This window comes from Bradyrhizobium betae, assembly GCF_050632175.1.
GTDB classification, from domain to species: domain Bacteria; phylum Pseudomonadota; class Alphaproteobacteria; order Rhizobiales; family Xanthobacteraceae; genus Bradyrhizobium; species Bradyrhizobium betae_B.
Window position 1 is genome coordinate 5,493,762 of the sequence record NZ_CP192576.1, and the last position, 19,729, is coordinate 5,513,490.

Annotated in this window: 33 protein-coding genes and 1 pseudogene; 27 read left to right on the plus strand and 7 right to left on the minus strand. The window is 63.3% G+C overall.

What is annotated here, in order from left to right; translation table 11 throughout:
- Positions 1-2: 2 nt before the first annotated feature.
- Positions 3-593: a hypothetical protein gene (locus ACQ86E_RS26215; RefSeq protein ID WP_431202448.1), complete on the minus strand. Its 591-nt coding sequence runs from the start codon at positions 591-593 to the stop codon at positions 3-5.
- 348 nt (positions 594-941) lie between these two features.
- Here ACQ86E_RS26215 and ACQ86E_RS26220 point away from each other — a divergent pair, with 348 nt between their 5' ends.
- The 20 genes from ACQ86E_RS26220 to ACQ86E_RS26315 all read left to right on the plus strand — a co-directional run bounded on the left by ACQ86E_RS26220 (position 942) and on the right by ACQ86E_RS26315 (position 11,757).
- On the plus strand, positions 942-1,262 hold the full coding sequence (locus ACQ86E_RS26220) for an iron-sulfur cluster assembly accessory protein (protein WP_431202449.1): 321 nt from the start codon (positions 942-944) through the stop codon (positions 1,260-1,262).
- A gap of 43 nt (positions 1,263-1,305) precedes the next feature.
- Positions 1,306-1,599: a NifU family protein gene (locus ACQ86E_RS26225; RefSeq protein ID WP_431202450.1), complete on the plus strand. Its 294-nt coding sequence runs from the start codon at positions 1,306-1,308 to the stop codon at positions 1,597-1,599.
- A gap of 23 nt (positions 1,600-1,622) precedes the next feature.
- The gene (gene nifS, locus ACQ86E_RS26230; RefSeq protein WP_431202451.1) at positions 1,623-2,816 is read left to right on the plus strand and encodes a cysteine desulfurase NifS; all 1,194 of its coding nucleotides are present in this window, start codon (positions 1,623-1,625) and stop codon (positions 2,814-2,816) included.
- A complete protein-coding gene (gene nifT, locus ACQ86E_RS26235; protein ID WP_431202452.1) occupies positions 2,813-3,037 on the plus strand; it encodes a putative nitrogen fixation protein NifT in 225 nt (74 codons plus the stop codon). The genes nifS and nifT overlap by 4 nt, the downstream gene beginning before the upstream one ends.
- A complete protein-coding gene (locus ACQ86E_RS26240; protein ID WP_431202453.1) occupies positions 3,034-3,900 on the plus strand; it encodes an SIR2 family NAD-dependent protein deacylase in 867 nt (288 codons plus the stop codon). Before nifT ends, ACQ86E_RS26240 begins: the two co-directional genes overlap by 4 nt.
- A gap of 306 nt (positions 3,901-4,206) precedes the next feature.
- The gene (nifB, locus tag ACQ86E_RS26245; protein WP_431202454.1) at positions 4,207-5,763 is read left to right on the plus strand and encodes a nitrogenase cofactor biosynthesis protein NifB; all 1,557 of its coding nucleotides are present in this window, start codon (positions 4,207-4,209) and stop codon (positions 5,761-5,763) included.
- A gap of 14 nt (positions 5,764-5,777) precedes the next feature.
- Positions 5,778-6,002 carry a 4Fe-4S binding protein gene (locus ACQ86E_RS26250; RefSeq protein ID WP_431202455.1) on the plus strand — a complete coding sequence of 75 codons (225 nt, stop codon included), beginning with the start codon at positions 5,778-5,780 and terminating at the stop codon, positions 6,000-6,002.
- 13 nt (positions 6,003-6,015) lie between these two features.
- On the plus strand, positions 6,016-6,324 hold the full coding sequence (locus ACQ86E_RS26255) for a HesB/IscA family protein (protein WP_431202456.1): 309 nt from the start codon (positions 6,016-6,018) through the stop codon (positions 6,322-6,324).
- A 19-nt stretch (positions 6,325-6,343) separates the two neighbouring features.
- The gene (locus ACQ86E_RS26260; RefSeq protein WP_431202457.1) at positions 6,344-6,874 is read left to right on the plus strand and encodes a hypothetical protein; all 531 of its coding nucleotides are present in this window, start codon (positions 6,344-6,346) and stop codon (positions 6,872-6,874) included.
- Positions 6,867-7,640: a 4Fe4S-binding leucine-rich repeat protein gene (locus ACQ86E_RS26265; RefSeq protein WP_431202458.1), complete on the plus strand. Its 774-nt coding sequence runs from the start codon at positions 6,867-6,869 to the stop codon at positions 7,638-7,640. Before ACQ86E_RS26260 ends, ACQ86E_RS26265 begins: the two co-directional genes overlap by 8 nt.
- Positions 7,637-7,954: a nitrogen fixation protein NifZ gene (locus tag ACQ86E_RS26270; protein ID WP_431202459.1), complete on the plus strand. Its 318-nt coding sequence runs from the start codon at positions 7,637-7,639 to the stop codon at positions 7,952-7,954. Before ACQ86E_RS26265 ends, ACQ86E_RS26270 begins: the two co-directional genes overlap by 4 nt.
- Positions 7,954-8,202, plus strand: a complete 249-nt coding sequence (locus ACQ86E_RS26275; protein WP_431206566.1) for a nitrogen fixation protein NifZ — start codon at positions 7,954-7,956, stop codon at positions 8,200-8,202. The genes ACQ86E_RS26270 and ACQ86E_RS26275 overlap by 1 nt, the downstream gene beginning before the upstream one ends.
- A gap of 4 nt (positions 8,203-8,206) precedes the next feature.
- Positions 8,207-8,566, plus strand: a complete 360-nt coding sequence (locus ACQ86E_RS26280) for a hypothetical protein (RefSeq protein WP_431202460.1) — start codon at positions 8,207-8,209, stop codon at positions 8,564-8,566.
- A 13-nt stretch (positions 8,567-8,579) separates the two neighbouring features.
- Positions 8,580-8,849, plus strand: coding sequence for a hypothetical protein (locus ACQ86E_RS26285; RefSeq protein ID WP_431202461.1), 270 nt, complete (start codon positions 8,580-8,582; stop codon positions 8,847-8,849).
- A complete protein-coding gene (locus ACQ86E_RS26290; protein ID WP_431202462.1) occupies positions 8,846-10,054 on the plus strand; it encodes a DegT/DnrJ/EryC1/StrS family aminotransferase in 1,209 nt (402 codons plus the stop codon). The genes ACQ86E_RS26285 and ACQ86E_RS26290 overlap by 4 nt, the downstream gene beginning before the upstream one ends.
- A gap of 34 nt (positions 10,055-10,088) precedes the next feature.
- Positions 10,089-10,397, plus strand: coding sequence for a 2Fe-2S iron-sulfur cluster-binding protein (locus ACQ86E_RS26295; protein ID WP_431202463.1), 309 nt, complete (start codon positions 10,089-10,091; stop codon positions 10,395-10,397).
- Between the two features lie 17 nt (positions 10,398-10,414).
- Entirely contained in the window at positions 10,415-10,639 is a 225-nt protein-coding gene (locus tag ACQ86E_RS26300; RefSeq protein WP_431202464.1) for a hypothetical protein, read from the plus strand.
- Between the two features lie 18 nt (positions 10,640-10,657).
- Positions 10,658-11,107, plus strand: a complete 450-nt coding sequence (locus ACQ86E_RS26305; protein WP_015687086.1) for a Rieske (2Fe-2S) protein — start codon at positions 10,658-10,660, stop codon at positions 11,105-11,107.
- A gap of 4 nt (positions 11,108-11,111) precedes the next feature.
- Positions 11,112-11,279 carry a hypothetical protein gene (locus tag ACQ86E_RS26310; RefSeq protein ID WP_431202465.1) on the plus strand — a complete coding sequence of 56 codons (168 nt, stop codon included), beginning with the start codon at positions 11,112-11,114 and terminating at the stop codon, positions 11,277-11,279.
- A 49-nt stretch (positions 11,280-11,328) separates the two neighbouring features.
- Positions 11,329-11,757, plus strand: a complete 429-nt coding sequence (locus ACQ86E_RS26315) for a group II truncated hemoglobin (RefSeq protein ID WP_431202466.1) — start codon at positions 11,329-11,331, stop codon at positions 11,755-11,757.
- 12 nt (positions 11,758-11,769) lie between these two features.
- Here ACQ86E_RS26315 and ACQ86E_RS26320 read toward each other — a convergent pair whose 3' ends face one another.
- The 4 genes from ACQ86E_RS26320 to ACQ86E_RS26335 are packed head-to-tail and all read right to left on the minus strand — an operon-like array spanning position 11,770 to position 13,629.
- Positions 11,770-12,015 carry a hypothetical protein gene (locus ACQ86E_RS26320; protein WP_431202467.1) on the minus strand — a complete coding sequence of 82 codons (246 nt, stop codon included), beginning with the start codon at positions 12,013-12,015 and terminating at the stop codon, positions 11,770-11,772.
- Between the two features lie 35 nt (positions 12,016-12,050).
- Complete coding sequence (locus ACQ86E_RS26325) at positions 12,051-12,785, minus strand: dienelactone hydrolase family protein (RefSeq protein WP_431202468.1); 735 nt, start codon at positions 12,783-12,785, stop codon at positions 12,051-12,053.
- 36 nt (positions 12,786-12,821) lie between these two features.
- Positions 12,822-13,151: a DUF59 domain-containing protein gene (locus ACQ86E_RS26330; RefSeq protein WP_431202469.1), complete on the minus strand. Its 330-nt coding sequence runs from the start codon at positions 13,149-13,151 to the stop codon at positions 12,822-12,824.
- Between the two features lie 7 nt (positions 13,152-13,158).
- On the minus strand, positions 13,159-13,629 hold the full coding sequence (locus ACQ86E_RS26335) for a hypothetical protein (RefSeq protein WP_431206567.1): 471 nt from the start codon (positions 13,627-13,629) through the stop codon (positions 13,159-13,161).
- A 349-nt stretch (positions 13,630-13,978) separates the two neighbouring features.
- Between ACQ86E_RS26335 and ACQ86E_RS26340 the strand changes: the two genes are divergently transcribed.
- Genes ACQ86E_RS26340 through ACQ86E_RS26350 form a run of 3 tightly spaced genes read left to right on the plus strand, consistent with a single transcriptional unit; the run spans position 13,979 to position 14,952 of the window.
- Positions 13,979-14,212 carry a BolA/IbaG family iron-sulfur metabolism protein gene (locus tag ACQ86E_RS26340; RefSeq protein ID WP_431202470.1) on the plus strand — a complete coding sequence of 78 codons (234 nt, stop codon included), beginning with the start codon at positions 13,979-13,981 and terminating at the stop codon, positions 14,210-14,212.
- 51 nt (positions 14,213-14,263) lie between these two features.
- Entirely contained in the window at positions 14,264-14,599 is a 336-nt protein-coding gene (gene grxD, locus ACQ86E_RS26345; protein WP_431202471.1) for a Grx4 family monothiol glutaredoxin, read from the plus strand.
- On the plus strand, positions 14,596-14,952 hold the full coding sequence (locus ACQ86E_RS26350; RefSeq protein WP_431202472.1) for a (2Fe-2S) ferredoxin domain-containing protein: 357 nt from the start codon (positions 14,596-14,598) through the stop codon (positions 14,950-14,952). The genes grxD and ACQ86E_RS26350 overlap by 4 nt, the downstream gene beginning before the upstream one ends.
- Here the strand turns inward: ACQ86E_RS26350 and ACQ86E_RS26355 are convergent.
- Together ACQ86E_RS26355 and ACQ86E_RS26360 are read right to left on the minus strand one after the other, a co-directional pair.
- Complete coding sequence (locus tag ACQ86E_RS26355) at positions 14,949-15,374, minus strand: ArsC/Spx/MgsR family protein (protein ID WP_431202473.1); 426 nt, start codon at positions 15,372-15,374, stop codon at positions 14,949-14,951. The two genes, ACQ86E_RS26350 and ACQ86E_RS26355, sit on opposite strands and share 4 nt — an antisense overlap.
- Positions 15,375-15,383: 9 nt before the next feature.
- Complete coding sequence (locus ACQ86E_RS26360; protein ID WP_431202474.1) at positions 15,384-15,818, minus strand: response regulator; 435 nt, start codon at positions 15,816-15,818, stop codon at positions 15,384-15,386.
- Between the two features lie 395 nt (positions 15,819-16,213).
- Between ACQ86E_RS26360 and nifH the strand changes: the two genes are divergently transcribed.
- From nifH to nifV, 4 genes and pseudogenes are all read left to right on the plus strand, one after another.
- Positions 16,214-17,104 (plus strand): nitrogenase iron protein, encoded by an 891-nt coding sequence (gene nifH / locus ACQ86E_RS26365; protein WP_431202475.1) that lies wholly within the window; start codon positions 16,214-16,216, stop codon positions 17,102-17,104.
- 68 nt (positions 17,105-17,172) lie between these two features.
- The gene (locus ACQ86E_RS26370) at positions 17,173-17,901 is read left to right on the plus strand and encodes a nitrogen fixation protein NifQ (protein WP_431202476.1); all 729 of its coding nucleotides are present in this window, start codon (positions 17,173-17,175) and stop codon (positions 17,899-17,901) included.
- 11 nt (positions 17,902-17,912) lie between these two features.
- On the plus strand, positions 17,913-18,404 hold the full coding sequence (gene irr / locus ACQ86E_RS26375; protein ID WP_431202477.1) for a Fur family transcriptional regulator Irr: 492 nt from the start codon (positions 17,913-17,915) through the stop codon (positions 18,402-18,404).
- A gap of 144 nt (positions 18,405-18,548) precedes the next feature.
- A pseudogene (gene nifV / locus ACQ86E_RS26380) lies at positions 18,549-19,729 on the plus strand (homocitrate synthase).

Here is a 19,729-nt window from a genome sequence, read left to right on the forward strand (position 1 = left end):
CGTCAGACTGGGCGGTTCTCGTTGCGGTTCTTCACCGGCTCCATCTTGGCGAGGCCTTCCTCGTAGCTGATCTCGGCATAGGATCCATCGAGGTCCTTTGCGACATCGAGCAGGTAATCGAGCTTGCCGGCGGTATCGAGCTTCTTGATGTCGTTCTTGTCGACACCGGCGAGGTCCATCATCTCTTTCCAGACGGTCGATTCGTCGCAGGGCAGCACGCGGAAGGTGATGTCGCCGATCCTCGTGCGGTATTTGGCCAGCAGGTCGATGTTGTTGCAGAAGATGAAGTAGCTGCCCTTGGGTGTCAGCGCGCCGTCCAGAACTTTTGCGAGCTCGGCCAGGTAGGCGAAGGAATGCAGGTAGCCGGCCAGGACGGGGATCGTCGCCTCTCCCTCCTGCGCCACCGTCAACACCTGCTCGATCGAATAGTCCGGCGGGCGCTTCTCGTCAGCGACCTGGGCCTGGAACTTCAGCGCGATATCGCCGCGAAAGCCAAAGCGGCCCGGCTTTGTCGTGTCGCCCTTCAGCACCGCATTCAGGAGCCGACCCTCCTTGTCCAGTCGGCCAAGGGCGGTGTTGTCGATCGACGTCATGAAAGCCTCCTCGTTCAATGCGCTCGCAGCGGTGTCGGCCGGCGCAAAAACTCGCTTGCCGTTGTGTGGGTGACCTTATGCAAGGAGTTTGCCGACCGCGTGCGCGCGCACCGAAAGTTCGGGTCACAGCGCATTTGGTGGGGTTTTGCGCAGGAATCGCGCGCGGAGCGGGGCGGTCTCGCCGATACGTTTGTTGCGGCGTCGCCAAAGCCTTGTGTCGGAAATCCGACACGCGTCGCAAAGGCAACAGGCTCCGTCAGAAGAAAAATGCAGCATTTTCAATTGCGTGCCAGGTGGCACGGGACTTGCGATCCCTATGCCAACAGACCCAGATGGCGAGGGCAAACGATGATTAATCTGACGGACAGTGCGGTGAATGCGGTGAAGACCGCGATCTCCTCCGCAGCGGAGCCGGCGAACGGCCTGCGGATCATGGTCGAAACCGGCGGCTGCGCCGGATTCAAATACATGATGGGTCTCGCGGAAGACGCCAAGCCCGATGATACCGTGATCGAACGCGGCGGCGTGAAGGTGTTCGTTGACAGTGCGAGCCACGAGCATCTCAACGGCACCACGATCGACTTCGTGGTGGCGCTGGAAGGTTCGGGCTTCACCTTCGACAATCCGAACGCGAAGTCGAGCTGCTCCTGCGGCAAGTCGTTCAGCTGATCCCACCGCTCCCACGTAACGATTTGCCAGAGAAAGAACACGCATGCTCGTCGAATCCGAACCACTCAAGCAGCTGCCGGCCGCCGAACCGACGGACCGCGAGCGCATTATCCGGGCCGTACTCGATGAGATCCGGCCCAACCTCAAGCGGGATGGCGGCGATTGCGAATTGCTCGAGATCGACGGCAACAAGATCATGGTCAGGCTCACCGGCGCCTGCGTGTTCTGCAAGCTTGCGAGCGCGACGCTGGAGGGCATTCAGGCCCGTCTGGTCGAGCGTCTCGGTGAGTTCGTCCGCCTGATCCCGGTCGCCGGAGCGGCAAAAGCCCGGCACTGAGGCGGCATCGAGAGGGACATTCCGTGCGGTCAGTCTACCTCGACAACAATGCGACGACCCGCACGGACCCCGCCGTCGTCGCGGCGATGCTGCCGTTCTTCTCCGACCAGTTCGGCAATGCGTCGTCGTCGCATGCGTTTGGCAGCGAGGTCGCCCCGGCCGTGAAGCAGGCGCGCAAGAGCCTGCAGACGTTGATCGGCGCGGTCTACGATCACGAGATCGTCTTCACCTCGGGCGGAACGGAATCCGACAACACGGCGATCCTGTCGGCGCTCGCGGTGCAGGAGGGGCGTGACGAGGTCGTCACCACGGCGGTGGAGCATCCGGCCGTGCTGTCGCTGGTCGAGGAGCTCGGCCGCCGCGGTATCAAGAGCCATCTCATTTCCGTCGATACGCGGGGCCGCCTCGATATCGAGGCGTTCCGGCGCGCGCTGTCGCCGCGCACGGCGATCGCTTCGGTGATGTGGGCCAACAACGAGACCGGCACGATCTTCCCGGTGGAATTTCTGGCGAAGATGGCGCGATCGGCCGGCGCGCTGTTTCATACCGATGCGGTCCAGGCCGTCGGCCGGATTCCGATCGATTTGAAGAACACCGAAATCGACATGTTGTCGCTCTCCGCCCACAAGCTTCATGGACCCAAGGGGATCGGCGCGCTCTATGTGCGCAAGGGCACCAAGTTCAAGCCGCTGATCGTCGGCGGTCCGCAGGAACGCCGCCGCCGGGCCGGGACCGAGAACGTGCCCGGCATCGTCGGCCTGGGCAAGGCGGCGCAGCTTGCAGCGACGCAGCTCGAGCCGCAACGGGCGCAGATCGCCGTGCTGCGCGACCGGCTGGAGCAGGGCATCCTGAGGCTCGGCCATTGCATGGCGCTCGGCGATGTCCGCACCCGCCTGCCGAACACCTCCAACATCGCCTTCGAACGGCTCGAGGGCGAAGCCATCATCCATCATCTGAACCGCGCCGGCATCGCTGCATCGCTTGGGTCGGCCTGTGCGTCCGGATCGATGGAGCCGTCGCATGTGCTGCGCGCCATGAATGTGCCGCCCACGGCATTGCGCGGGGCGATCCGCTTCTCACTCTCGCGAGAGACCACCGCCGACGAGGTCGACTGCGTCCTCGCGGCGCTGCCTGACATCATAGAGAAACTGAGAGCATTGTCTCCTTCGCAGGAACGCGCGAGCGACACCTCTCTTCCTGCGGAGATGAGTTTATGAAAGTCATGATACGACGTTCGCCGGAGACCGGCCTGTCAATCTACGTCCCGAAAAAGGATCTCGAAGAGCCGATCGTGGAGACTGAGCACGAGACGCTGTGGGGAGGCTGGATCAAGATCGCGAACGGCTGGGTGCTCGACCTGCCACAGATGGCGAGCGATACCACGCTGCCGATCACGATCAATGCCAGGAAGCGCGGCGACGACGGAGAGGAGCGATGACCGTACCCGTACCGCGGATTGATTTCGCCAGTTCCGCCGATGCAGAAGCCATCCTCCGCGAGGTGACCGCGAACCTGCGCGCCGGAAGCGTCATTCCTTATCTCGGGACCGGCGTCACCGAGCTGGCCAAGCCGGGCGTACCGATGAATCCGGAGGCGCTTGCGGCATTCCTTGGCAGCAAAGTCGCACTGCCCCGGCGAGCCAGGGGCAATGCCTGGGCCGCGGCACAGCATATCGAAAGCACGAAGCATCGTTCCACCGTGACGGCGCTGATGTCGGAGGCCTTCGCCGTGCCTGTCGAGCCGACCCCGCTGCATCGCCACCTCGCGACGCTTTCCCTGCCTCTGATCATCGACAGCTGGTACGACGGCGCGATGCGAACGGCGTTCGCTGATCGGAGCGATTGGGGGGAAATCCAGGGTATCACCCGGGCCGGCATAGGTGAGGATCGCTGGTACCGCTTCTACGATCCCGCCGGAAAGGAAGTTGATCGGACGCTGGCACAGGGATGGAGCACCATCCTCTACAAGCCGCATGGCAGCATCGCGCCGGCGAAGAACTTCCTGATCACGGACGCCGACTATGTCGAAGTCCTGACCGAGATCGACATCCAGACGCCCATTCCCGACGAGGTAAAGGTCCGTCGCACCGGCCGCAACTTCCTGTTCCTCGGCTGTCGGTTCAACGATCAACTCCTGCGTACCTATGCGCGCCAGGTGTCGAAGCGCTCGGCCGAGAGTCACTATGCCGTCGTCGAGCCGGACGCGCTGTCGAAGAACGAGCTCCGCTTCCTCGTCAATCAGGGCCTGACGCCGCTCGCGATCCCGCTCGCGCGCGCTATCGAGATCGTGCTCGCGGGGTGACATCATCCATCTCGATCCGACGGAGCCGCGCGGGCAATGCTCGCGCGGTTTTTTGCGTTGATCATCATTGCGCGCTGTCGTGGTTGCCGCGGCTGTCACCTTTGCAACATGCATCGTCGCGATGCGCGCTGATGTTGACAATCCGACATTTGCCGGAGCGTTCGCTAACTCTTTGACGCGATAGCGGAATGTGCCCGGCCGAGGCCATGGCATGCGAGTTGCTAATACCTCTCTAGAACCACTCTTAGACTGCTTCTCGGAAGTCGGGCCCCGGGAAACTCATTCGGCATCACGGAGAACGCGGCAATGGATGTTTCAGTGCAACACGAAGCGAGCAGCAACGTCGCCGATGTCGGCGAGATCATGCAGGCGATTGCCGACCACAAGGGCTGTGGCACGACCGGCGGTAGCGGCAAGGCGAGCTGTGGCTCGGGCGCGGGGCAGGGCGATCTGCCGACTGAGATCTGGGAGAAGGTGAAGAACCATCCCTGCTACAGCGAGGAAGCGCATCACCACTACGCGCGCATGCATGTCGCGGTCGCGCCGGCCTGCAACATCCAGTGCAACTATTGCAATCGTAAGTACGATTGCGCCAATGAATCGCGCCCGGGCGTGGTGAGCGAGAAGCTCACCCCTGAGCAGGCCGCCAAGAAGGTACTGGCGGTGGCCTCCACCATCCCGCAGATGACCGTCCTCGGGATCGCCGGTCCCGGCGATCCGCTGGCCAATCCGGAAAAGACCTTCAAGACGTTCGAGCTGATCTACAATACGGCGCCCGACATCAAGCTCTGCCTGTCGACCAACGGCCTCATGCTGCCCGACCACGTCGACACCATCGCGAAGTACAACGTCGACCACGTCACGATCACGATCAACATGGTCGATCCCGAGATCGGCGCGCAGATCTATCCGTGGATTTTCTACAAGCACAAGCGATACACCGGCGTCGAGGCTGCCAAGATACTGACGGATCGCCAACTCCAGGGCCTCGAGATGCTTACCGAGCGCGGCATTCTCTGCAAGATCAACTCGGTCATGATCCCGGGGATCAACGATAAGCACCTGGTCGAGGTCAACAAGGCCGTGAAATCGCGCGGCGCCTTCCTGCACAATATCATGCCGCTGATCTCCGCGCCCGAGCACGGCACGGTGTTCGGCTTGAACGGCCAGCGCGGCCCCAGCGCTCAGGAGTTGAAGGCTCTGCAGGACTCCTGCGAGGGTGAGATGAACATGATGCGGCATTGCCGCCAGTGCCGTGCCGATGCGGTCGGTCTGCTCGGCGAGGACCGTAGCGCCGAGTTCACCACCGAGAAGATCATGGCGATGGAGGTCAAGTACGACTCAGACACCCGCAAGGCCTACCAGGCCAAGGTCGAGGAGGAGCGCGTCGCCAAGGTGGCCGCGAAGCAGGAAGAGCTGGCGGAGCTCGCCGGTACTTCCAGCGACATCAAGGTGCTGGTGGCGGTCGCGACCAAGGGATCCGGCCTGATCAACGAGCACTTCGGCCATGCCAAGGAGTTCCAGGTCTATGAACTGTCCACCGCAGGGGCCAAGTTCGTCGGCCATCGTCGCGTCGATCTCTATTGCCAGGGCGGCTATGGCGAGGAGGACAGCCTCGAGACCATCATCCGTGCGATCAACGACTGCCACGCGGTGTTCGTGGCCAAGATCGGCGGCTGCCCGAAGGACGATCTGACCAAGGCCGGCATCGAGCCGGTCGATCAATATGCCCACGAGTTCATCGAGAAGTCGGCGATCGCCTGGTTCAGGGCCTATCTCGACAAGGTCAATAGCAAGGAGATCGAGCACGTGGAGCGCGGCGATGCCGAGATCCGCCAGGGTGCGTTGATCTCGGCGGCCTGACATCGGAGGACGTGATGCCATTCAAGATCATCGCCTCGCAGTGCACGAGCTGCTCGGCCTGCGAGCCGGAATGCCCGAACGTCGCGATCCGCGAGAAGGGCGGGACGTTCGTGATCGATCCCAAGAAATGCACCGAATGCCTCGGCCATTTCGACGAGCCGCAATGCGTGGCGGTGTGTCCGGTCGACAACACCTGCGTCATCGACAATTCGTTGCCGCGCTATCTGGCGCCCGCCTAAGAGGAGGAAGGACATGAACTTCACGATCACACCGGCGGCGCAGAAATTCATGCGCATGATGCTCCGGGTGGATGGCCCCGCGGGGAGCGGTTTCCGCCTCGCCGTCAGTCCGGGCGGTTGCTCCGGCCTCGCCGCAGATATCAAGGTGCTTGCCACGCCCCTGTCGGGCGATGCGGTCGTCGAACGTGACGGCGTCAAGCTGTTCCTGCCCGCGGAGAGCCGGCTGTTGCTCGATGGCGTGACCATCGATTTTGCGGACACGCCGACCCAGACCGGGCTGGTGTTCCACGATCCGAAGCAGGTCTCCTGCGGACATCACTGAGGACGATAGGCCACAGCCGATGCCTGACACGCCGTTCAGCCCGCAATCAGAGATCAGCGACGCGCTGCTCGCCGGCGCGTTGCTTGGCGGCGGGCTGCCCAGCGAGGCCGAGCATCATCTGTGGCAGGCCGGCTTGTCCTACCATCTGGACGACATTGCCGAAAATCACCTGCGGGAAGCCGCGGCGATCGCCCCCGGGCACGCGGCGGTGCTGATCGGCCTCTATCGCTTCTATTTTTACAAGGGACGCCTCGCTGCGGCGCTCGACGTCGTCGAACGTTGCCTGCTGAAAGCGGCCGAGGCGAACCATTTCGCCGCCGACTGGCGCACTGTGGGCGCGGCGGACGCTGAGTTCGGTCGCTATGAGAGCATCCTGCCGCGGTTCTTCCTGTTCTCTCTGAAGGGCTACGCTTACCTCCAGATGCGGCTCGGACGCATGGAGGAGGGGCGGCTGGCTGTCGCTAAGCTTCTGGAGCTCGATCCCACCGATAAGATCGGGGCGAAGGTTCTCCTCGGTGTGCTCGAACGCATGGGGCGGGACGATGAGTGACGACATCGATGAAGCCAGAGACTGGCAGGGGCAACAAGTTGATTGTGCCGCCTGCGCCCATCTTGCGATGAGTGGCGACGGTCGTTGCCGGTTGAAGCATGCCTGCGTCAACGACCGCTATGCCCGCCGGATTGACCGCTTCTTCAACTGGAATCCCGGCCTCGCGGACAGTTATCTCGGCCACCCGCATTTCGAGGTGCGCGCGATCGCTGCGAAATTCGCCAATGTGTTCCTGCTGCCGACGCTGCTCGCCGATGTCGACGAAACCGTGCGCTGGAACGCGGTCCGACGGTTGCCGAAGCGATACGCACTGCGATTGCGGAAGGATCCACATCGCGAGGTGAGGATGCGGGTTGTAACGCTTCTGGATGGTGACGAACTGCTGCCCATGGCTTCCGACGAGGACTACTACGTCCGCCTCGTGGTCGCGCGCCGGATCGCGCCGCCGCTGCTCGGGCGGATGATCGACGACCCGGAGGCCGAGGTGCGCCGTGTGGTGGCGCGGCGGATTCCTGACGGGTGGCTGCTCGGCATGATCAACGATTGCGACGCCTCGGTGCGGCTGGACGTGGCCCAGCGGCTTTCACCGGAGGTCCTGACGCTGCTGCGCCGCGATTCGGATTGGCGCATCCGGTACGAGGTCGCGAGCCGCGCAGCGGTGTCGGAATTGTCCGATCTCGCCGAGGACCCGGACAGCCTGGTACGCGAGGTTGCACGCGCCAGGGTGTCGGTGCGGCCGGAGCGAGGCTCAGGGAGTTCGGCATGAGCAACATCGTTCGTGACAGCGACGTCGTCGAACTGTCGGCGCCGCCCTTCTTCAATTTCGGCGAAAGAGTGCGGGCCAAGCGCACCATCCGCAACGACGGCACTTATGCCGGCAAGGAGATCGGCGACATCCTCGCGAAGAAGGGCGAGGTCGGTTACGTCGTCTCGATCGGAACCTTTCTGCAGCAATTCTACATCTACGGCGTCGAATTCCTCGAGAGCGGCAACCGTGTCGGGATGAAACGCAAGGAGCTCGATCCGGTCACGCCGCGCGACGAGGTCGAGGATCTGCCACTGCCTGGAGCTGCATCATGATGCCTGAACCGAGACTCCCGAAATATCAGTGGGGCCAGCGCGTCAAGGCGGTGACGGATCTGATGAACGACGGATCGTTTCCGGACGCACCGGCTGATGGTCGTCTGGTCGGAGTCGGGGATACCGGCGAAATCGTCCAGGTCGGCAGACATACGGATGCAAACCTGCCGATCTACCTCGTTGAGTTCGGCGAAAAGCTGGTGGTCGGCTGCCTCGAGGAAGAGATCAGCCCCCTACATGGGAATTAGCGCGATGAACGCCGCTGTGTTGAGGAAGCTCGATACCGGACGACCCGCGCATCCGAACGATCTCGATCGCAAGCGGATCGAGCGCGCCATCAAGTCACGTCAGCGCTATCGTTATGTCTCGCCTGAGGTCACCGCGGTGACTGGAGGCTATCTCGTCGTCAGCCCGTGCTGCTCGCGGAACATCGATACCGAAGGTGGCGTCATCGACGTTGCGTTGCTGCACCACGATGCGGCCAGCGCAATGTGGCAGCTCTTCCGCAAGGATCACAAGAGAGGCGTCTGGGAATTGCACTCGTCGCATCCCCGACTTGGGTCGGTGACCGACGTCCTGAACGCCGATCCCGAACGCGTGTTTTGGCAATAGCGGGATTTGCGAGATGGCTTTGATGGCAAGCGAATTGGCAGAGATCGAGCAGATGCTTGCGTCGTCGGATGCAGGCTCGCAGGCCTATTCGGAGCTGCGGCGTAGATACCCGCATCTCGCCTGGATCCGCTGCGACGCGTCCGACGTGACGGAGACGCCGTTCCGCTCGTTCCGGGAATTCGACCTGCATCTGCTCGATAGTGCTGATCATTGTGCGCAGATTACTGCAGATCCGGAGCGTGCGACCGGCATCGTTCTCGCAAAGCGGGACGCAGCATCATGACGGAGCCCGCGCTGGCCTATGAGGTAGAGGAGATTGGCGCGGAGTCGGTCGGGACAGGCAACGAATCCTTCATCCCGCTGTCAGATCCCGACATCACGGTCGCCGAAATAGCTGCGGTGGACGCGGTGCTGCGTTCGCCGCGGCTCTCGACCGGGCCTGTTGCGGAAGCGTTTGAGACGGCCTTTGCCGGCTATCTTGGCCGGAAATACGCAATCGCGGTACCGAACGGTACGATCGGGCTGCTGCTCGCGCTGAAAGCGTGCCGCATCGGCGCTGGCGACGAGGTCATCGCTTCGGCCTATTCGTTCCGCGAAACCGCGCACGCGATCAGCCTTGCCGGGGCGCGGCCGGTGTTTGCCGATATCGACTATTGGTCGGGCGTATTGGCGCCGCAGAAGGTCGAGGAGCGTATCTCGCCCAGGACCCGCGCCATCGTTGCGGGTAACAACAATGGCCATCCAGCGGTCTGGTCGGAACTTCGCGATATCGCGTCGCGGCACAAGCTCGTGCTGCTCGAGGATTCAACCGAGGCGATAGGATCACGCTACAAGGGCGAACTGGTCGGAACATTTGGCGATGCCGCCATATTCGACTTCTCCCAGCCCTCGCTCCTGACGTGCGGTGAGGGCGGCATGGTCGTCACCGACGATATCGACCTTGCCGTGACCCTCCGTCGGCACCGCTCGCATCGGCTGGACGAGCGTTCTTCCGTCGTGGTCAGTTCCGCCGCGCCCTACCAGGCCGGCATCAGCGATCTAGCGGCCGCGCTGGGGCTCGCGCAACTCGAGCGCATCGAGGAAATCATCGAGCGGCGCCGGCTGACAGAAAATCTGTACGCAACGCATGTGCAGTCCTTCGAGGGCATCAAGCCGCCCTATATCGCCCCTGACGTGACGGAGGTGAACTGGTTGCTCTATGTCGTGCATCTCGGTACCCGGTTCTCCCGCTCCAGTCGCGACGCCATCGCCGAGGATCTTCGGGTCGAGCAGGTCGAGGCGACGGCGTACTGCCATCCGCTGCATCTGCAGCGGCACTATTTCGATCTCGGCTATCGGCGCGGCGACCTCCTGGTTACCGAAAAGATCGCCGACCGTGCCGTCGCGCTGCCGTTCCACAGCCATCTCACCGATGCCCAGATCGAGTTCATCGTCGAAACCATGAAGGACGCCTCGATCAACGTGGGGGCCGGAGCCGCGATCTATTGAACTGAAAGCCAACGTAACAGAGAGGATGAAGACCATGACGACCCTGACCGTGCTGCCGGAAGGCAAGACCATCGAGGTCTCGGAAGGAACGACGCTGCTGGCGGCGCTGCTGGGCGCCGAGATTGCGGTCCCGCACAAGTGCGAGGGCCAGGCCAAATGCGGCTCCTGCCACATCTACGTGCAAGAAGGCCGCAAGGGCTTGTCGAAAATCGCGCGGCTCGAGAACGAGAAGCTGGATTCCATCGTCGGCATCGGCTCGAAGTCGCGGCTCGCCTGCCAGGCCACCGTGCTCGGCACCGAGGACATCAGGATCGAGTTGCTCGGATTCGGCTCGGGCCTATGAGCGCGGAAGAGGGAAAAATGGAGACGCAGAGCATTGTGCTGCATGCGCGTTTCGCGCCGAACGGCACCGTTGTCGAAATCGGCGAACGGCCGGCCGGCCTCGCGCCGCAGGACTGGTTCAACTTCCTCAGTGACAAGGCCGGCGATGTCTACCAGGCGCTGGCCGGCGGCCGGGGCGTGTTTCGGTTGACGCGGGAAGAGCTGAACGCGCTGAAGGAGGCCGCCACGCCGGCCGCGGCCTAGGGCCGGAAGGGGAATCGCATGGACACCGATGAGATCGAGGTCTTCGTCATCTGCGCCACCGACGCGGTCGAACGCGGCGGCGCGAAGGCCTTCAGCCTGTCACGCATCGACGCGTCAGGCGAGAGCCGCCCGTTCCCGATCGTCGTGATAAGAACGCACGACAACGACTACATCGGCTATGTCAATGCCTGCCCGCATGATGGCGTGTGGCTCAACATCGGCAGCGGCGACTTCTTCACGCCGGACCGCGCCTTTCTCAAGTGCGGCCGCCATGGCGCGACCTTCGAGATCGACAGCGGGCTCGGTATCGACGGACCATGCCAAGGCAAGAGCCTGGAGCCGATCGCGCTTGCGGTGGTCGACGGCGAAGTCTGCCTGTGCGGCGAGCGGCTGGTCGAGGACGACCAGCCGCGCGATCCGTTCGACGACCACGACGAGACCATGGAGATCATGATCCATCCGGAATGACCCCATGACCGTCGCTCAGTTGCTCGAGGAATTGAACAGGCTGCCTGGCGACGCCGTCGTCCTGGTGGACAGTGGCGGCGGGCTGTCGCGCGTCGCGGCGCTGGAATTCGTTGCAGGGCAAGGGCCGGGCGCGCCGGCAGAGGTCGTCTTGTCGCCCAGCATGGACGAGTGAGACCCCTGCGGCCGGGAGAAAGCACGGCGTAGCAAGGAGCGGGACACCAATGAGTGATACGGCAGTCGTGGTTTCAATGTTCGAGCGGATCGGCGGCACGGTCACCATCGACCGGCTGGTCGAGAGCTTCTATCGGCGAATGGATGAGCTGCCGGAGGCCGCTTGTATCCGGGCCATGCATCCCTCCGACCTGGACTGCACCAAGCAGGTGCTGAAGCGCTATCTCACGGAGTGGACCGGCGGCGCGAAGCTCTATTCGGTCGAGAAGGGGCATCCGCGGTTGCGCCAGCGGCACATGGGCTTTCCGATCGGAAGCGCGGAGCGCGATGCCTGGCTGCTTTGCATGCGTGGTGCGCTGGACGAGACGGTCGCGAACGGCGCAGCGCGCCAGGAGCTCGACGTGGCGTTGTCCCGTCTCGCCGACTGGATGCGCAACCAGGCCGGCAATCCGCATGATGCCGGCGGCCATCCGGCTTGAGCCGGTGTCCCGTCATCCCGGCAGTGGCAAGCCGAAGAAATCGTCCTCCGAGCCGCCCCACGCCTCGTGCAGGGCGAGGCCGTTCCGCCAATGCTCCAGCTCGGACTCGTTGGCGGGGCGGTACGTGATCTTGCCGTCGGCCCTTTCGGCTAGCAGGAAGGCCTTGCCGTTGCGGATGAAGCGATTGAGATCCTTGCTGTCGGTCGGACGAACCACGCAGCGCGGTGCATCGTCGATGAGAATGGTCGTCGGAAGCATGCGGTGCTCCTTCCAGGTCGCGGACGGGCGAGCTGTCAATCCAACGGCGGCCCGAGATCGTCGTCCTTCTTCTTTTTCTTCTTCTCGGTCTTTGCCTGCGCATAGGCACCCGCATTCTTCAGGAGAATGGGCGGCTGGCCTTGGACATATTGCGAGATCCAGAACTGGGTGCGCGCCAGCGCCTGATCACCGGCGTCCTCGCGATAGCTGTCGCCTGGATAGGTGAAGGCGCTGACGTCGGGGCGATAGGCGCGGAATTGGGTGATCTGCTCCAGCGAAACCCGCGGATCGTTGTCGCTGAAATGCAACAGCGTTGGCACTTTGCGCTTTTCGCGGTAGTCGGCGACGATCTCGCTGCCGTCATAGCCGATCACGCAGGCGATGCCGTCGATCTTGTTGCCGGCGGAGTAGGCGAGGTCGCCTCCCCAGCAATAGCCGACGATCGCGACCTTGCCGGCATCCTTCACCGCATTCACCGCAGCCTGAATGTCGGAGATCGCCTGGTCCTTGCCGATCTGTTGCGATATCGCCGTGCCGTCAGCCCGGCCGGATTCGTCCTGGCTGAGGCTTACCCCCGGTTTCACGCGATCGAACAAGGATGGTGCGATCGCGACATAGCCCGTGGCGGCAAACGTGTCCACGGCCTTCCGGATGTCGGGCGTGATCCCGAAGACGTCCTGAAGAACGACCACGGCTCCCTTTGGGGTCTCCGCCGGATCGGCGCGATAGGCGGAAAAATGGCTTCCGTCGCCTGCGGTCAGTTCGATCATGTGCATCCTCCGTGTTGATGTGCTTCGGCCGTGTCGCTAGAGCAGGCCGAGCTCGAGCTTGACGTCATCGGACATCCGCGAGCTGTCCCAGGGCGGATCGAACACCAGCCGCACCTCGACCCCGGCGATGCCGTCGATGGCGCGGACCGCCGTCTCCACCCAATTCAGAATCTCGCCGGCGACGGGGCAGCCGGGTGCGGTCAAGGTCATGTCGATGTCGACCTGACCGTCATCCTTCGGCTCGATCCGGTAGATCAGCCCGAGATCGTAGATGTTCACGGGAATTTCGGGGTCATGCACGGTCCGCAGCGCAGCGACGATCTCGGTGACCAATGCATCTCTGTCGGCAATAGCGGACGTCATCATCACGGCCTCATTGCAATCCATCGGCGAGGGCGGCCACGACCGGCCAGCCGACGGCGCCCGCGGGATCGAGCCTGCGCAAGGCGAGGAGAAATTCGTGCGCCTGCCTCCGGTTGTCCTTCCTCAAATGGATGAACGCGAGCGCCTTGAGTGTGTAGAGGGCAAAGCGTCCGGCCCCTTCCGGCAGCTCATCCTGAGGCTGCCAGCCTCGCCAGTCGGCTTCCCAGCCAGCCTGCAGCGCGGCTTCGCGCAGGCCACGCTCGGCCATTTCCTGGGCCTCGTCCAGATAGCCGCGATAGGTGTGGATCTTGTAGAGGCAAAAATACACCGCAAGCTCGGTCGGGGCGGCGTCCAGTGCCTGGCGGAAGATGCGATCGGCCTCGATCGGATCGCAGCGGTAGCTGATGACGCCCCGCTGCAGCAGGGCGTCGATCTCCGGCGGGAGCTCTCCGAAATTGATGGCGTCGGTGTCAGCGAGCATGGCGATCACGATGGTTCACGAGTGTTCATATCGGGCGTCCGATTCTGGTGTCACTGCACGGCAACGCAGGTGCAGTTCCTGGCATCGGGCGGCAAGTCACGCTGTTGCAAAGCAAGAGCCGGGCCGCGGAAAATCTTCCGTACGGACGTGAATTCGGCGCGTGACGATGAGCGATGATCTCGATGAACGCCAGGCGGCCCGATGCCGTCACGTCCGCGACAGCGATAGGCACAGGATTGTCGGGAGTCGAACACGATGCGGGCCACAGCGCCCGGAGATCACGTCAAAACGCATTCTCCGGATTGGTTTGGTGCTTGCATGGAAGGGCCCGAGAGCAGGAGTTCATGACATGGCAATGGCCGGACCAGACATCGAACAGTTGATCCGCGAGGCGTTCCCGGACGCGAAGGTGATCGTGACTGATCTCGCAGGCGACGGAGATCACTACGGCGCGCGCGTCGTCTCGCAGGCCTTTGCCGGCAAGAGTCGCGTTCAGCAGCACCAGATGGTCTACGCCGCGTTGAAGGGAAACATGGGCGAGGCGCTACACGCGCTGGCGCTCGAAACGGACGTACCGAAGTGAACGGCGCGCGTCCGGCTGTCAATCATCCATGATCATGAGGAGAAAATGTCCATGACTAACCCGACCGAGCAACGCATCAGGGACGTCATCGCCAGCAACGACATCGTGCTGTTCATGAAGGGCGTGCCGGCGGCCCCGCAATGCGGCTTTTCGGGAGCCGTGGTGCAGATCCTCAGTGGTCTTGGCGTGCCCTTTGCCGGCGTCAACGTGCTGGCCGATCCGGAGATCCGCGATGGCATCAAGGCGTTCTCGAACTGGCCGACGATTCCGCAACTCTACGTCAAGGGCGAGTTTCTCGGCGGCTGCGACATCGTCCGCGAGATGTTCAATGCCGGTGAGCTCACCGCGCTGCTGAACGACAAGGGTATCGCGGTGGCGGGGGTATGAGCGACAAGCTGAACGAGGAGGAGTTCCAGCTCCCGCAACTCTACCGGCATCACGTCTTTGCCTGCCATACCCAGCGCCCACCCGGCCATCCTCGCGGCAGCTGCGGCGCAGTCGGCGGTGCCGCTTTGTGGGAGCGGTTCGGCAAGGCGATCGAGGCGCAGCGGCTGACGGATATCGGTTTCACCGCGTCCGGCTGTCTCGGCTTCTGCGCCGCCGGTCCGCTGATAGTGATCTATCCCGATGGCGTCTGGTATCGCCCAGCCACGCCGGAGGACGTCGACGAGATCGTCGAGTCCCATCTCAAGCAGGGCAAGCGCGTCGATCGCCTCGTGATGGTGTTGGCGCGAAGCTAAGTCGCGGTGAGGGGATCCGGGCAACGCGGCGCGGCCTCAGGTCGTGTGCAGCCCTGGAGATCGTCGCGTGAGCCGGCACCAAGCAGCGACAGCACCGGCTCGGGGTCGAAGCCGGCGCATCGCGCGCCATCGGCGTCGACTAGAGGCCGTCGGATCAGCAGCGGTTCGTCGATCATCAGCGCGAGCGCGCCTGTGGCATCGATCGTGGCGGGATCGACCTCGCCAGACTTCACCCGTGGCGCGGCTGGGTTGAACCAGGATGCCACGGGCGTATCTCCGAAGAAGGTCATCAGATCCGGCGCGGTCCAGGGCTCGGTGAGGAGGCTCTTGGCGACAACCTGATGACCCGCGGCTTCGAGCGCGCGGATCTGTCGTGCATTCGTGCCGCAACCCGGCTTTTGGTAGAACAGGACGGTCGCCATGGCGTGCGCCTATTTCATCACGGAAAGCTGGATCAGCGGCGCGGCCCCACCGCGGCCGAGAATGGTGTCGACCTTCTGCCGCACGCCCTCGAGTGTCAGGGGCTTGACCACCGCGCCATGCGCGCCGGCTTTCATAGCGTCGACCGCGGTCGCCTCGTTCGACCTGTCAGTGACGACAAGGATGCGGACGCCAGGGAATTTTGCGATGAGCTCCCCGATCAAGCCGGGCCCGCGGCTCCTAAGGAATGAGACGCCGAGCAGGACGACGTCGGGCTTGAGCCAGTCGACGCCCTTTGCATAGGCCTCTTCCGGGCTGGTCAACTCATGGGTTTCGATCTCGTCGTGCAGCATGAATTGCAGGGCCGCGCGGGTGATCTCGTCCTCGTCGACCACGAACACGCGTCGTTGGTCCACGGCTTTGGCTGTCTCGACTCCGATCTGCATCTGTCGCTCTCCTCAAATCGCATCTGACGAAGAGAGTTAGCAATTTCCGTTCCGCTTTCCGGTCACGAAAAAGGCCGTCAAACAGGCTCGTTTCGGCTCGAAGGCTTGTCCGGTTTCCGACAGTGGCACTACCTCTGTAGGGTTCGACACAGCTTCTGTCGCTGCCGGCTGCGAATTATTCTTCAAGCACGATCAGTCGCTTAGTGCGCGTGCCGGGAATGGCACGCCAGTTGCTATTTGGATGCCGCAACAACGAGTGAGGGCTGAGAGCACGCCGACGCCGATGGCGAGCGATGTTCTCCTTCCCGAGCCCCGTGTGCCCACGTTTCTGAGAGAGAAACAATCTCGCGCGAGCATCGTGCGAAATCATTGGCAATCGGTTGATGGAGAGCAACATGTCTTCACTGAGACAAATCGCGTTTTACGGTAAGGGTGGTATCGGCAAGTCGACGACATCGCAGAACACGCTGGCCGCGCTGGCGGAGATGGGCCACCGGATCCTGATCGTCGGCTGCGATCCCAAGGCGGATTCGACCCGCCTGATCCTGCATGCCAAGGCGCAGGATACGATCCTGAGCCTGGCGGCAAATGCCGGCAGCGTCGAGGACCTCGAAATCGAGGACGTCATGAAGGTCGGCTACCGCGACATCCGTTGCGTCGAGTCCGGCGGTCCGGAACCCGGTGTCGGCTGCGCCGGCCGTGGCGTCATCACCTCGATCAACTTCCTGGAAGAGAACGGCGCCTATGAGGACATCGACTACGTGTCCTACGACGTTCTCGGCGACGTCGTATGCGGCGGCTTCGCGATGCCGATCCGCGAGAACAAGGCGCAGGAAATCTACATCGTGATGTCCGGCGAGATGATGGCGATGTATGCCGCCAACAACATCTCCAAGGGCATTCTGAAATATGCGAATTCGGGCGGCGTGCGTCTCGGCGGCCTGGTCTGCAACGAACGGCAGACCGACAAGGAGCTGGAACTTGCGGAAGCGCTGGCGAAGAAGCTCGGCACCCAGCTGATCTACTTCGTGCCGCGCGACAACATCGTGCAGCACGCGGAGCTGCGCCGCATGACGGTGCTGGAATACGCGCCGGAGTCCCAGCAGGCCGAGCACTATCGCAAGCTCGCGCACAAGATCCACAACAACGGCGGCAAGGGCATCATCCCGACGCCGATCACGATGGATGAGCTTGAGGACATGTTGATGGAGCACGGCATCATGAAGGCGGTCGACGAGTCCGTCGTCGGCAAGACCGCCGCCGAGCTTGCCGCCATGTCGGCCTGATCCCTCGTGCCGGCCTCCCGACCGGGGAGGCCGGCATCGGCTTCACAACGACAGCAGCGGAGCCTTCCGTGATTGCAGCACAAGCGAGCCGGATCGACGTGTCGTCAATTCCGTTCGCGCCGGCAGATGCCGGCGAGACGCACGCCGGAAGAGCCTTCTACCGCCTGCTGACCGGACTTGATCCGGCGGATGCCGATATCCGCGACAACGACGATTTCGATCGCCACGTACTGGCGTCCATCCTGGCTGCTTCGGTGATGGATGGCGGCCAGATCGCCGAGCGGGCGGGACTCGCCGAGCGGGAACTCAATGAACTGCTGGCTCAATGTTTCCCGTCGGCCGGGGTGAGAGCATTCGCCTGGGATGCCAGGTCCGATCGGGACGGCGACGACGAGACGGTCATGGTGCGCGATCTCTTGCTCACGCAGCGGTCAACCGACGGCGAGATAAGCCGCTGGCTCGCGGCGATGGTGGCACGTCGCGCCATGGAGCCGAACCATCTGTGGGAAGATCTCGGATTGCGCGAGCGCCCGGAATTGTCCCGTCTGCTGACCCGGCACTTCGCGCCTCTGGCGGCGCGCAATACCCGGAACATGCGCTGGAAGCGCTTCTTCTATCGCATGCTGTGCGAGGACGACGGCTTCGTGATGTGCACGACGCCCATCTGCACGCAATGCAGCGATTTCGATCTCTGCTTCGGTGAGGAGAGCGGCGAGAGCCGCATGGCCGAGCGCCGCCGGGAATATTTGCGCGGCGCCGACGATCATGTCGATCCGGCCGGCGATCGGCAGCCCTGAGGCAAGCTCACATGGACCTGTTTCCTGGCGAAAAATATCAGGAGTTCCTTGTTGACGCGGAGGCCGAAGCGGGATGCGGGCGGCTTGATGCCGATGGGCCCGGTTGTGCACGGCTGTTGCGGGATGCAGGCCTGCGGCCGACGCGCCAGCGCGTGATGCTGGGCGAATTGCTGTTTGCCCGGGGCGATCGCCATGTCACCGCCGAGATGCTCTATGGCGAGGCGGTCGAGGCCAACATCCAGCTCTCGCTGGCGACCGTCTACAACACGCTGAATCAGTTCACGCAGGCGGGCCTGCTGCGCCGGATCGGTCCGGACGGATCGAGATCCTTCTTCGACACCAATACCAGCGTGCATCCGCATTTCTATCTGGTGGGCGAGGATGTCCTGATTGATGTTCCGGAACGGCTGATTGTGGCGCAGATGCCGGAAGCCTTGCCGGGCCACGAGATATCCCGGCTCGACATCATCATTCACATCTGCCGCAAGCCATCGGACATCTGACGCGTCGTCTTCGCAACCTTGTCGCCTTTGCGACAAAGCCAGATCAGCCGAAAATATCTTTGATTTCAAGCATCTGTGGCTGCCGTCGGTGGTGGCACGCAGGTTGCTGAGGAACAGCGGAAGAATTTGATACGGAGCCCGCTGATGGCGTTCGCCGATGTAACGACACTGTCGGACAAGGTATTGTCCCGCCCCATCGTTCTCAACGACACGACGTTGCGCGACGGCGAGCAGGCGCCCGGCGTAGCCTTCACCACGGGGAAAAGGTATCGATCGCGCGTGCGCTGGCGCGGGCAGGCGTTGTCGAAATCGAGGCCGGGACCCCGGCCATGGGGCACGAGGAGGTGACCGCGATCCGCGCCATTGTGGAGGCGGGCTTGCCGGTGACGGCGATTGCCTGGTGCCGGATGCGGCCGGCGGACGTCGACGCGGCGATCGCGGCGGGGGTCTCCATGGTCAATGTGTCGATCCCGTCCTCCGACGTGCAGATTGCCGCCAAACTCAGTGGCGGACGGGCTGCGGCTCTGGAGCAGGTGAGGCGGGTGGTCGGCTACGCCCGTGACAAGGGGCTCGACGTTGCCGTCGGCGGCGAGGATTCATCGCGTGCCGACGTCGATTTTCTGGTCGAGCTGATCGCAACCGCCAAGGCCGCCGGTGCGCGCCGATTTCGTATCGCCGACACGTTGAGCGTGCTCGATCCCGACGCATCCTTCGCGCTCATGAAAGCGCTCCGCGCAACCACCGATCTCGAACTCGAGTTCCACGGCCATGACGACCTGGGGCTTGCGACCGCCAACACGCTCGCGGCAATCAAGGCCGGCGCCACCCATGCCTCCGTGACCGTGATCGGGCTTGGCGAGCGGGCCGGCAATGCGCCTCTGGAGGAGGTCGCGGTCGCGCTCAAGCAACTCTACGGCCACGACACCGGCGTGGTGCTGTCGGAACTGGAGAATGTCGCCGCGGTGGTTGCCGCCGCGGCCGCCCGTGCGATTCCGCTCAACAAGGCGATCGTCGGTGAGCACGTTTTCACGCACGAGTCGGGCATTCACGTCGATGGCCTGTTGAAGGACCAGCGTACCTATCAGGCGCTCGATCCCGGCTTGCTCGGCCGCGCCAACCGTATCGTCATCGGCAAGCACTCGGGATTGGCGGCGATCACGTCGTTGCTCTCGGAACTGCAGCTTGCAGTCAGTGCGGAGGAGGCCAGGACCATTCTTGCCCGGGTTCGCAAGCATGCGGTCGAACACAAGGGCGCGGTTGCGCGCGAAACGGTGACTGCGATCTGGCGCGAAGTGCACGAGCGCTCGCTCCTCAACTGTGCGTGA